Annotated in this window: 12 protein-coding genes; all 12 read right to left on the bottom strand. The window is 31.4% G+C overall.

The genetic code is table 11. The features are described 5' to 3' along the window. Position 1 precedes the first annotated feature (1 nt). The 12 genes from IUY40_RS14270 to IUY40_RS14215 are packed head-to-tail and all read right to left on the bottom strand — an operon-like array spanning position 2 to position 12,822. A complete protein-coding gene (locus IUY40_RS14270) occupies positions 2–1,519 on the bottom strand; it encodes an NAD(P)/FAD-dependent oxidoreductase (protein ID WP_195737541.1) in 1,518 nt (505 codons plus the stop codon). Position 1,520: 1 nt separating this feature from the next. Then, entirely contained in the window at positions 1,521–5,204 is a 3,684-nt protein-coding gene (locus IUY40_RS14265; RefSeq protein WP_195737540.1) for a 1-acyl-sn-glycerol-3-phosphate acyltransferase, read from the bottom strand. Positions 5,205–5,206: 2 nt separating this feature from the next. Continuing rightward, positions 5,207–6,382, bottom strand: coding sequence for a DUF2062 domain-containing protein (locus IUY40_RS14260; RefSeq protein WP_195737539.1), 1,176 nt, complete (start codon positions 6,380–6,382; stop codon positions 5,207–5,209). Between the two features lie 19 nt (positions 6,383–6,401). Next, entirely contained in the window at positions 6,402–6,887 is a 486-nt protein-coding gene (locus tag IUY40_RS14255; RefSeq protein ID WP_195737538.1) for a hypothetical protein, read from the bottom strand. Between the two features lie 2 nt (positions 6,888–6,889). After that, complete coding sequence (locus IUY40_RS14250) at positions 6,890–7,261, bottom strand: 3-hydroxyacyl-ACP dehydratase (RefSeq protein WP_195737537.1); 372 nt, start codon at positions 7,259–7,261, stop codon at positions 6,890–6,892. A 10-nt stretch (positions 7,262–7,271) separates the two neighbouring features. Beyond that, positions 7,272–7,916: an outer membrane beta-barrel protein gene (locus IUY40_RS14245; protein ID WP_195737536.1), complete on the bottom strand. Its 645-nt coding sequence runs from the start codon at positions 7,914–7,916 to the stop codon at positions 7,272–7,274. 4 nt (positions 7,917–7,920) lie between these two features. Next, positions 7,921–8,529: a porin family protein gene (locus tag IUY40_RS14240; protein WP_195737535.1), complete on the bottom strand. Its 609-nt coding sequence runs from the start codon at positions 8,527–8,529 to the stop codon at positions 7,921–7,923. A 30-nt stretch (positions 8,530–8,559) separates the two neighbouring features. Further along, complete coding sequence (locus tag IUY40_RS14235) at positions 8,560–9,198, bottom strand: hypothetical protein (RefSeq protein WP_195737534.1); 639 nt, start codon at positions 9,196–9,198, stop codon at positions 8,560–8,562. Continuing rightward, positions 9,164–9,799 carry an outer membrane lipoprotein carrier protein LolA gene (locus tag IUY40_RS14230; protein WP_195737533.1) on the bottom strand — a complete coding sequence of 212 codons (636 nt, stop codon included), beginning with the start codon at positions 9,797–9,799 and terminating at the stop codon, positions 9,164–9,166. Before IUY40_RS14230 ends, IUY40_RS14235 begins: the two co-directional genes overlap by 35 nt. Further along, positions 9,789–10,565, bottom strand: a complete 777-nt coding sequence (locus tag IUY40_RS14225; protein ID WP_195737532.1) for a polysaccharide deacetylase family protein — start codon at positions 10,563–10,565, stop codon at positions 9,789–9,791. The genes IUY40_RS14230 and IUY40_RS14225 overlap by 11 nt, the downstream gene beginning before the upstream one ends. Then, positions 10,562–11,623, bottom strand: coding sequence for a beta-ketoacyl synthase N-terminal-like domain-containing protein (locus IUY40_RS14220; protein WP_195737531.1), 1,062 nt, complete (start codon positions 11,621–11,623; stop codon positions 10,562–10,564). The genes IUY40_RS14225 and IUY40_RS14220 overlap by 4 nt, the downstream gene beginning before the upstream one ends. Then, positions 11,620–12,822: a beta-ketoacyl-[acyl-carrier-protein] synthase family protein gene (locus IUY40_RS14215; protein ID WP_195737530.1), complete on the bottom strand. Its 1,203-nt coding sequence runs from the start codon at positions 12,820–12,822 to the stop codon at positions 11,620–11,622. The genes IUY40_RS14220 and IUY40_RS14215 overlap by 4 nt, the downstream gene beginning before the upstream one ends. Positions 12,823–12,917: the final 95 nt, after the last annotated feature.

Here is a 12,917-nt window from a genome sequence, read left to right as displayed (position 1 = left end):
ATTATTCAGAGGCTTGGTTGATTTTGGATACTAAATATTCTTTTCCAACTATTTCTGAGCAAGTAACAACGGCGCCAATAGTTACGCCTAAAACACCATGCATATTAATACTTTGTCCTGTTAAAAACAAGTTATTTAGTTTAGTTTTAGAAGCAATAAATGATTTCATAGGGTTATTAGAATCTTTTATATAACCATACATATTACCATTATGACCGCCAATATAATCACGATAAGATAGTGGAGTGGAGGTGTGTATCGATTGAATGCACTCTTTTATTTCTGGGAATTTCATCTCAATTTCCTTTAAAAACTTACTTGCTTTTCGGGATTTAAATTCATCATAACTTTCGCCACGATCATTTTTTTCGGCAGTGGTATTAAACGTATTAGCCCAAGGTAACAAATCGTCAAATTTCATATAGGTAATAAAGGTCATTCCATCGGCCCATTCTTCGTCTTTTTTGGATGCATTCATTGAAGCCATGTATGCTTTTGGCCAAGAATTTTCGTCGTATTCATGTGCAGTCCAAACCTCATTACTATTTTTAAAATGATAATAGTTATGATTGATGTATTTGAATGTTTTTGGTTTAAAGACAATATATAGGCTAAATGCCGAAATTACACCTTCGAGACTTTGAATACGGCTATAAAATGATTTTCGAAAATTTTCTTCGCCAACCATTTTCAAGGTGGTTTTTGGTTCAATGTTAGAAATAAAATAAGTTGCTGAAACTTCGCTTCCGTCTTTCATTTTAACGGAAGTAACATTGTTGTTCCCGACATTAAAACTCGTTACTTCTTTATATTTATAAACTTCTCCACCATATTTTTTGAGTTGTTTGATGAGTTGCTTCGTTATCTGACTTCCTCCATTTATGCATCTCCAAGAGCTTTGGATATAAGAGTTTACAGATAGTGCATGTACATAAAAAGGCGATTTATCTTCAATACCTGCATATAAAAAATTAGAACCAGCAAGGACAGCTCTTAATTGTTTATTTTCGGTTATTTCATCGATGGTTTGCTTGGCATTTAAAGTCAGGATATCGCTATCGTATTTTCCTTCCGAACGCAAGTTGTATAAAGGGAATGAATCACAGGTAGTTCTTACTTTTTCACAATAATTCTCTATTGCTTCTTTTTCTTCAGGAAAATGCTTTAGTAATTGGTTAACGAAGTTTTCGTATCCTTGAGCATGTGGATATTCTTTATTTTGATCTTCAAATGAGATGATATCAAAACCATCTTCATCCATTTTTTTTAATTTCAAATTATCCATAATACCTAGATATTTGAAATACTTATATAGGTTTTGTCCTTCGCTCAATCCTCCGATGTAGTGAATTCCTGTGTCAAAAATGGTTTTGTCTCTCACAAAAGTCTGTAGATTTCCACCAAATTGATTGTTTTTTTCGAGTACGCAAACACTATAACCTTCTTTGGCAAGAATAATAGCCGAAACCAAACCACCCAAACCGCTGCCTACGATAACTACATCATAATGTTCTTTCATGCTATTCTTTCTTTAAGACTAAAATTTTGCCTTCTTCATTAGTACAAGTGAAGCCAAAATTAAGCAATGTACTTTTTAAACTGCTGCTATTTATTAAAATAAAGCAAGTAGTTATCGGTATGATTCCTTCGATAATTGTACTGTAATTTCCATCAGTAATTAAAACGACGTCATATTGTTTTTGTAGTGCAGTTTCGATTTTTTCTAGATAATGAATTGTTCTTTTTTTAACGATATAATTGGTTTTTGCAACCGCATATTTTTCTTCATCGGTTGTAAAAGAATCAACTTTTCGTTCCGGTTCCTGTAGTGTTAATAATAAATTTAGCTCACCGTAATCATTACTCAAATGCAATATTCTGGCTTTTGGTTTTATGTATTTATTTAATAGATGAAAGGTTTCTGAATTTGCTTTTAGATTCTTCTTTACACTATTAATTATCTCCGATTCTTTGTAATCAAAACTATTAATAATCATTTTTTTGAAATAATCCGGACCTTCAAGATTTTGACGTGTTTTATGAAATTCGGCTTTAAAAAAAGCACTTATTTGTTTTGTTCTTTCTGTATAGTTTTTTCCAAAAGAAAGATTCTCAGGAGTAATTCTGTTTAGAATAGAAACTGTTATAGCGCTATCATAAATAATGAAATCTCCTTTGGGTAAGGCTTCAGATGTACCATGAATTAAAACAGGAATAATGTCCAGATTAAAATGTTCTGAAAGATAAAAAGCCCCTTTGTGGAATCGTTTTATTTGATTGCTTTCGGATCTAGTTCCTTCAGGAAATACCATTAAGGAATATCCTTCGTCTATTTTTTTGCGTAAATGTTCGAGACCCCCTTCAAGACCTTCTGATACGGGATAAAAACCTGCTTTTCTTACCGTAGCTCCAAAAATAGGAGAATTATAAACCCAGTCGCTTACCAGGTAAATGATTTTTGGGCTCAGCATTCCAACTGCTAGGATATCTAAAAAGGAAGAATGGTTGGCAATAATTACGGCTGGCTTTTCGAATTTTTCGTTATGAATATTAATTACATTTTTGCTTACAAAAGGATTTGTATATAAAACAGATTTCATGAATTTTGAAATCAAATATCTAAAACCGTTCATTTTTGTTTGCTCTTTTAAAGGAAGAATTTTCATAATTGTCAAGCAAAATACAGACATTAAAATTCCGCCAAGACCATAATACAAAAATGAGAATATACCATTTATCAAGGAACGAAGTTGGAATGGTGCTTTTCCGTTTTTAGGACGATTAGACAAGAATAATTTGAATAGAATCGGGTAGAAGATAAACGTAATAATTAGCGCTGCAAAAACCCCAATCAACGAGATTGATGAGATAGATTGTAATGCAGGATGTTTGGCAAATATTAATGCGCCAATTCCTAGGATGGTTGTTATTACCGCAAGAATGATTGATGTTCTATAGATTGCAATTTCATTCTTTCCGGTAGTATATTCTTTCTGTAATGCGCTTGTCATGAAAATACTAAAATCGACACCATGGCCAAAAATAAGAGTACATACAATCATACTAAAAATATTCAGTTGAATGTTAAAAATCCCCATGATACCAGCAGTTACAATTCCGGTTAATGCAATCGGAATACAACTTATGATTACCAATTCGACTCTTCTGAAAAAGAAGAATAGAATAAGAATTACTGCAACAAATGAATAATTTACAAGAGAATTGAAATCGGTATTAAGTGTACTAAAAAAGGTTTCATTCATTTGCTGACGGTCGATTGCCAGTAAACCATCTTTGGCAGAAGCTGATTTTACAAATGCATCACGTTGTTCGGGTGCAACTTTTGCTAATGTCGAAATGGTAAAAAATCCATTTTTCTCACTAATGAATTCTTGTAATTGTAAAGCATTTATCTTTAAATAATCCTGATAGGAAATAGGTTTAAAGTGAGCATCAAGATGGTCAAAAAATGCAGTGTACGTTGTGGGTTTAAATCCTAGTTTGGCACCTTCACTTATTAATTTAGACTTTAAAAGCTGTTTTTTATTGGCATCCCAAAAGGAATTCCATTTATCTATTTTTTGCTTTTGTTCTTTTTGCGAAAGCATAATTCCTCCTACGGAACTATAATTTAGGATTTTGTTTTGTTGTTTGTCTTTTGCGAGAGCATTAAAAAGCTGACTGTTTTTCTGCAAGACTTCTTCCATACTATTTCCGTAAGAAGCCAGATAAATTGTTTTAGAAGTTAAACTTGTTGTGCTTTCTTCAAGTTTTTTTTCAGCAGCTTTAATTTCTTCTGGAACAAAATTAAGTTGTGATAAATCGTTGTTGAATCCAACATCGTTATAAGTAAAACAACAAACGATGGTAATAAGTACGCAAAAACCAATTAGGAATTTATTGTTATGAAATGAAAAATGAGCCAATTTATCAATCACATTTTTCTTGTGTTCGAAATTGTTTTCTTTTGGTTTATATAAATGTGGCACAATGAGAAGTGAGAAAAATGCCGATGCCATTACAATTACTGCAGCAAAAATCCCTAAGTCGTTTAGTGCATCTGATTTTACAAAAAGTAAACATAAAAAAGCAACAGCAGTAGTTGAACTACTCATTATTACTGGCATTGTGATGTCTTTGTACAAGGTTTTTACATCACTATTATGTTTGTAATGTGTAAGGATATGAATGGAATAATCTATTGTAATTCCCAAAAGAATTGAGCCTATTCCGAGTGAAATTGCCGAAATTCGTTCTTTTACAAAATATAAAAATGCAACGGCGAATAGTGCTCCAAATACCGTTGGAAGAAAAATGATTAATGGGATAAATACTTTACGATAAAATAAAATCAAAATAAGCATTAGTGTAATCATTGCAATAGTTGTAGTAAGTACAATATCGCCTTTAATCTGATTGGCATTTGCTACAGCAATAAGTGCAGATCCAAAATAACTAACTGAAGCTTTTGTTTTGAATTGTTTATTTAAGTTGTCTTTTATGGTATTGAGTTTTGCAGCAAAAACAGAATTTTTTTCTGTTTCGCTCGAAGGCAGATTAGAAGTAATAAACAACAACAATTTCGTTTTGTCTTTGGTCATTACAAAACCATTATCGAGGGTAAAATCATCACCAACATTTAATTGTTGTAATTTCTTTAAGGCTATAAATGAAATTCCTAATGGATCTTGTAATATAAAATCTTTGGTGATAAACCCAGAAGGAGAAATTATCGATTTGTAATTTCCTTGTACAGTTGCTGCAATACTATCCTGTTGTAATTTGGATTGAATGGCTATATAATCGTTGTCATCCAAGAAAAGGGGGACGTTATTGTGAACAAAATCAATAGTCTGTTGAATATTCTCTTCATCTATTTTTCCTTGTACAGCAGTTATATAAGGTTGGCAAGTTTTGGCAATACTATCGGTGAAAATAGCGGCCATTTCTTTTAAGTCTTCATCGGTTCCCTCTTTTTCAAGCTGAAAAATTACTGTAATCTTGTCGGCGAAATTAAGTTGTTTTAATACTTTTGCAGTAATATCAGCCTTATCATTTGTTGGAATAAGTTTGGTAATGTCTTCTTCAAATTTAATTTTTGAAGCAAAAAAGCCAAATACAAAAAGCATCGCAATTGCCAAAAAAACCGATAATGATTTTCTCTTGTTTACAAATAGATGTATGGCGTAGAAATAATGATGCATGTTTATTTTTTATTTGTATTAAAGAATGTCAAGATCAAATATGATGTTAGTCCGAATAATAAGGCCATTAGGGAGGCTAAAATAAGACTTCCAACGACATATTGTGTTACGTTTTTTGAAACATCATAAAGTATCATTGAATCATTTTGTATCAAGGAAGAATTGTTTGGCACAAAAAGGCTTCCCATTTTTAGAGATCCATATATTATTAATGGAATCAAAGGGGGCAAACTAATATTTGAAGCCACAAAAGCAATGACTTTATTGAGCTTGAATAAGGTGGCTAAAAAAAGTAGCAATACCGTTTGGAATCCCCAAAATGGTGAAATTCCAATAAATACACCTAATGCAATAGCAGATGATTTTTTAAAATTAGATTCATCACTTTCTAGAATATCTTCGAGAAGAAATTTTTTAAGCCCTTTTTTTTTTATTTTTCGGACTAAATCTCTGGGTTTGATATAGACAAGAGCTATAAAAACCAACACGGTATTTAAGACACTAATTCGAGTAAAATCCCTGAATGGACGAAAATGCGAAACTCGTTCAAGAGGATCGTATAAGACTTTAACGGGGATGTTTTTAACTGAAATGCCTTTCCAAGCTGAACGTACAATAACCTCGATTTCAAATTCAAATTTTGTAGTGTAATGTTTTTCAGGAATTAGTTGCAATGGGTACAATCGAAATCCAGATTGTGTGTCTTCAAGCCGTATTCCTGTTTCAAACCAAAACCAGAAGTTTGAGAATTTATTTCCAAAACTACTTTTTTTAGGTACATTTTCTTGTGTCATATTACGACTTCCGATAAGTAATGTATTTGGTTCGTTTTGAATAAAATTAATAAACGAAGGAATGTCCGAAGCAAAATGTTGCCCATCGGAATCGATTGTTATTGCATATTCGTAATTTAAAGCTATTGCCTTATAGAATCCGTTTTGTAATGCAATTCCTTTTCCTTGGTTTTGGGGATGGTGAATTTGGACTAGATCTGGAAAATCTTCCAAAATTTCACCTGTTTTATCGGTTGATCCATCATTGACTACAATAATATTATTAGTGTAGGTTAAAACAGAATTAAGAACTTTTTCTAATGTTTTGTTATTGTTATATGTGGGTACAATAACACAAAAATTAGTTTGGGTAAGTTGTTCTTCTTGAGATAAAATAGGTTTCATTTTGTTGTTTTTTCTTTAACTACTTTACCGTTTGCTTTTCCTCATCAGAAAAGCTTTTGGATTGTTGGATAAAGTTTTTCAGGTATTCTTTTAGCGCATTATTTTGGTCTTTATAATGTGTTAGAATAAATTTTCTATCTTCTTTGATGTTTTTTTTATAACCAGTAATTCCAGGAACGTTCTCTTGAATACTCAATCGAATCATTCTAATTTCTACCGAGTTTGGTTCTTTTGCAATGGTGCTCTCCAATAACTTGGCTCCTTCTTTAAAGCGACTCATTTTGGCAGATATTTTTTTCTCAAATTTTGAATCCAATAGGATAGAAGCAGCTTTATAGGCTACCAGAGTATTTTCGTCGTTAGTAGAAATGTCATTTAGTTTTGCAGTAAAATCTTTTGCGCTAGTTTCAGAATTTGAAGCAGTTGGATATATTTTTCTAATAGTAGCTAGATCTGGAGTACTTATTAAACCCATCCATAAAATCAGTGATATAAATAGTTTCATAATTAAATTTTTTTATAAATATTACTTAGTTTTAATGCAACTGTTTCGTTAAAATAAGTGGTGTTTTTTACTTTTACCAAACCATCTTCGGTTGTAGTGATATCTAATTCTAAACGTAATTCGGGAGTAACTTCGGGATTTATTAACGCCATAAATTTAACATTACTCAGCGTTTGCATCATTAAGGTACTTTTGGTTATTGTTTCCGAAAGTTCTTTTATAATCTGGATCATACATACGCCTGGCATTATCGGATTGTCTGGAAAATGTCCTTTAAAAACAGCATGTTTATCATTAACCAAAATAATAGCATTGTATTTAGAATCACTTGTATTTTCTAATGAAAGTATTTTATAAAAGTCTTTTAAAACCATAGTTGTATTTTTATTTTCCAAAGGTATATGTTGCGCCTATTTGATAAACTAAATTAGTATTATCTGTTGCGTGTGTATAATAATTTGTAAATGCATTTGTTACCCCTTTTTTAATTCTTGCCTCAAATGAAACACCATTTTTCAGACTGTATCCTAATCCTCCGATGATTCCTAAATCTATATCTTGTCCTTTATTGAAATTTCTTTCTTTGTCTTTAGGATCTACTTTAAATGTATTCGCGATAAGTATGTCACAAAAGGGCCCTGCTAAAACATAAAAACGCTCAGTAAAATTAAATTTATTAATTGTTATTCCAGAAATATATTGGAGTGATGCATTTACATTGGCTTCTTCATAATCAGTAATGATGTAACTATTTGTTGCAGAATCATAAATAGTTGTGGTTCCCATAGAAAGATTTCCTTTACCTCCTTGTCTCGAATATGTTAATTCAGGTTGTAATGTATAAAATTTAGAAAGTTTCAGAGCTCCAAATCCTCCGATATAAAAATCGGTTTTGTTTCCAAGATTTGAATCTGTCAATTTAGAAATGTTAATTCCGGCTTGAATTCCTGGTTTAAAAGTTACTTGTGCTTGAGCCTGAAATATTCCTATAATCGAGAATAAGGCCAAAAATAAATTCCTATAATTCATTGTTCTATTTTACTTTAAAAGTGTAGGTAACTCCAACTTGAAAAACAGTATTTAGAATGATGTTATCATAATAATTGTCGTTGTTATTATTTATGCCATCATATCCATAAATATCGATTAATCCTTGTTTAAATCTTGCTTCAAAGGTTAAACCATTTGGCAAACTATATCCAAGACCAGCAACAAAAGCAACATCAACTCCAACAGGGTTGTAGTCGTATGAAGGGAAATTATCACTTGTTTTAAAATCTACAGATGGACCAGCTAATATATGAAAGCCACCTCCAGCAAAATGATATTTAGCAACTGCACCTAATGAAATATAATTTAGTTCGTATTTTACTTTACTTGATCTAAATGATCCCATTGAATATTCACGTGCCTCAGCTCCTTGTCTTGTATAGGTTAATTCTGGTTGAAGAGTGAAGTATCTATTGAATTTGATGGCTACCAATCCGCCTACATAAAAATCTGATTTTGCATCGCTAGATCCAAAATTGGAAAGGTTTGAAACATTTAAACCACCACGAATTCCGGGACTTACAGTTACTTGTGCATGAGATTCTGTTAGGCCGATAAAAAATACAAATGCAATTAAGGTTAATTTTCTCATTCTGATTTAATTTAATGATTAGTTTAAATTTTACTCTGATTTAAAATAATTCAGCTCTATTTTTAACTTTATATTTTGATGTAAAATCTCTATTTTTTCTGCAAAAATATTGTTTTCTGAACTAAAACGGATCGTTATTTTTTCTTTTGTTGAAGAAGCATGTATTATCTTTTCTAACTTTTTATTTTCTTTAGATAAAAATATAAAATTATAGCGGTTACCATCTTTAGATTGATAGATGGTATTTGTTTGATCTTCAAATTGTTTTTCGATTATATGGTTCTTTTTAAGGAGTAATCGAAAATCTTTTTTTAAGGTCGAAATAAGAATTTTTCGATCTAATTCAGATACTATTGAGTTGACTTTAAAATTAGTTTCGGAGATTTCAAAGTCTAATAATTTATTACCAAATTCTGTTGTAAAAACAACTCGATGTGTAGTGTCATTTATTTTCTTAGCAATAAAAATTCCAGATAGTTCGTGACCATAAACGGTTATGTTTGCTTTGTAAACATAATCAATTTCGGGATTAGAAAAATAAGGTGCTTCGTAAGTTGTTTTATCTAATGTTTTTGAAGTGTAATTTTTCGTTATTTTTTGACTACAAGAAAACAGAAAAAGTACTAAAAAACAATTAATTAGTAAAAATGGAGTCGTCAATTTTTGCATTTATCACTTTATTTTTAAGTACAATTCGAGTATAATCTTCAGATGATTCAAGGAGTTTTACCTGAACTACTGTTGCGCTTTCTTTATCAAAAGTTAATTCTATTTGCTTGATGTATTTTTTTAAAGTTACATCTTTTGGAATAAATTTGGCAATGTTCTGGCTCTTTGATTTAAAATAACTGATGCTAAATTCTTTATCATCAAACATATCTCCGCTAACACTACCAACAATTAGTTTATTGATTCGACCAAAGATTTTACTGTTACCAATATCGACAGCACTTTTTTTGCCTTCGTCGTTAATCAGGATTTTACCGTTTTTAAAAACAATACTATAATTATATGGTTTCTTGTATTGCCATTGTAATAAGTTAGGCTCCTTAAAAATCATCTTTCCAGATGTTTCAATATCTTTTGATAGAAAATCAAGATGTTTGTATTGTACAAAATCGGTACTTAATGTTTTAATTTTTTTGGAAACTGCATTCACAGATTGTTTGAAAGCAGCAATTTCACTATCAGGCATTTTTTGTTCTTGCGCAAACAAGTTCATTGTAAACAGATTCAAAATTAAAATGAATAAATATATTTTAGTCTTCATATGCTTTAAGATTCAAAAGTTTTTCAACCGAAATTACGGTATAATTGTTTTGTTGCAAAAATTGCAAAAACTGTTCCAAGACCAAAACTGAATGTGTAGCTGTGTCATGCAAAAGTACAATTCCGCCTGGAGAAACTCGTTTTATAATGCGATTGTAAATTATTTTTTGGTCTTTAATTCCACCATCGAATGATCGAATATTCCAACCTATTACGCTATGTTTACTTATTTTTAAAGCTCTTCGAATCGATGGAGTTGTTACGCCATAGGGAGGTCTAAAGAACTTAATTTTTTTTGCAGTAAATTTCTCCAGCAATACATCAGTTTTCTCCAGTTCTTTTAGGATTTTTTTGGTATTGTAAAAATCAAAAAAACGAGAATGGCTATAAGAATGATTTCCTACTTGATGGCCTTCGGATAAGATACGTTCTATAATTTCGGGATGTTTCTCAATATTTTTTCCAATACAAAAAAAAGTAGCTTTTATATCGTATTTTTTTAAAACATCCAGAACTTCCAGTGTGATTTCGCTTGGACCGTCATCAAAAGTTAATGCGATTTTTTTTTTGGTTAATGATGGGTTATTGCAATACGCTCTTACATGATAGTTGGATTTTATTCGCGCCGAATTTATCGCCACAATACTAAGCCAGATTATTCCAATTAGGATAAACCACCAAAAATTGATTGCTATATAAAGTTTCGTAAGAAGCAACAATAGCAATATGATGATAAAAAACAAGGAAGTTTTTTTGTGGGGTATCATTTTGAAATTAATGTAAAACTATGGTCTTTACCGTTTAATTGGTTATATAATAAAATGGTGTTGTATGTTGATTTTTCTAATGAATTAACTTTAATAAGTTCTGGAATTGTTTGTGTTTTAATAATTTTAGAACCAACCCATAATCCAAATGCCGAAGCTGTATTGTATTCCCCACTTAAATGTTTGTAAAAAATCTGTGGTGTATTTACAAAAGCATTTTCGGATAAATTGGTATAATAAGTGTCAAATTCTACATCACCATTAAAACCTAAAACAATGGCATCAATATCCGAAATTTCTAATTTATTTGATTTCAGGAATTCAATAATTTCGGCTTCGATTTCATCTTCTTGTAGTTGGTTTTTGATTTCTATATCAAGAAGCTCAGCATAGGTAGTATCTTTCTTTTCATTTTCTAAAACAAAGAAACTAGCTCCTTCACCATAAATATACCCTTTTGTAGTTTCATTTAAAAGTTGGTAAGGTTCATCGCGATCTGCTTTTATATAACCAGCTAATTTAAAAAGCGATATTGTATAATCACCATTTTCATCAACTCCACCTACTAATACTGAGTTTGCTTCATTTCCTTCTATTTGCATTTTAGCATCTAGAAGAGCCGACTCAAAAGAGATTGCACCATTTACATAAGTAAAGTTATATCCCTTGCATTGCAATGTAAGAGCAATTTGTGCTCCAACTGTATTGTGTGTAGATTGTATAAAAGCGGTAGGTGTTAAAAACTCCTCATTATTATCGATAATTGCCTTTAAGAATTTCTCTGAATCCTCGATGCAACCCATTCCTGTTCCGGTAATAATTGCATCAATATTCGCAACATTGGCTTCTTTCATGGCATAAGCCGAAGCTACGATTCCGTTTTTAATTCCATTTGCCATTCTTCGGCTTGCAATTGGAGAAATGAAATCTTTGTAAACAGGCTTTTTTAGAAATAAAACATTGTCATCTTTATTCCATTGGGCATCTTCTAAAAAAACAGTATCAAATGTTTTTTGAGCTGAAAGACAACCTGTACCATTTATATATGTTTTTTTCATTTGTTTTTAGAAAATATAAGAGTAGAACAATTGCCACCAAACCCAAATGAATTGGATAATACGTGTTCGATATTTTTATGTTTTAAAGTTGTTTGTGGCGTTAGATCAAATTCTTGCATTGGAGTTTCGAAATTCAAACTAGGGAAAACTACATTGTTCTGAATAGCAAGTACGCTATAAACGGCTTCAATTGCTGCTGCTGCTGCCAGCGTATGTCCCGTAAAAGGTTTAGTTGAGCTAAAATCTGGAACAGGTTGTTTGTCGTAGATTCTAAGAACGGCTCTTCCTTCTGATAAATCATTATTAGGAGTTGCTGTTCCGTGAACATTTATATAATCTATCTCGCTTGGGTTTAAAGCGGCTACATCAAATGCTTTTTTCATGGCAAGATAAGCACCATCACCATTTTCTGACGAAGCTGTTTGATGAAAAGCATCATTGGCATTGCCATAACCCGAAACTCGAGCGAGTACTTTTTTATTTTCTTTTTTTACAATTTCATCAGATTCCAAAACTAAAAAAGCAGCAGCTTCACCAAGATTTAATCCTTTACGTTCATCATCAAATGGTTTATTGTAACCATCAGATAATATCATTAAAGTCTTAAAACCATTGATTGTAAATTTTGCCAAAGCATCAGTTCCGCCAACAATTACACGATCAAGTTTTCCGGTTTTTATCAATCTTGCACCAAGCATAATTGCATTTGCAGCCGAAGAACAAGCAGTGCTTATTGTTGTAACCATGCCTTTTAATCCAAGTTCATCGGCAATTTTTTGAGCTATATCACCACAATTATGGCTAACAATATATTTTCTTACTTCAGGATTCTCGAAATAATCGTAATAATATTTTTCGGTCATATCCATTCCGCCAACACTTGTTGCCGAGATTAATCCCGTTTTATATTCGTTAATAGATGTGATTCCAGAATTGGCAACAGCTTCTTTGGCAGCAATCGCGCCAAGCATAGCTGTTCTAGAAAAGTTGTTTTCTTCGTCTAGTTGTAATTGAGCAACTAATTCTGCATTGGTTTTTTTTATTTCACCAACCTTAATAACATCGGCATGAACTGTCGAAATGTTCTCGATAGTTGTAATGCCAATTTTGTTATTTATTAATGAAATATAATTTTCCTCAACCGAATTTCCGATTGAAGATATTATTCCCATACCAGTTATAGCAACTCCTCTGTTCATTTTTAGATTGTTGGATTTTTAGATTGTTGAATTGTTGGATTTTTAAACTTACTTAGATTTTTGAGATAAAAACTAGAGGATAGTCGAAAAAAACA

This window comes from Flavobacterium sp. ALJ2 (assembly GCF_015594725.1).
Taxonomy (GTDB): Bacteria; Bacteroidota; Bacteroidia; order Flavobacteriales; family Flavobacteriaceae; genus Flavobacterium.
This window is presented reverse-complemented; position numbering and strand designations above follow the sequence as displayed.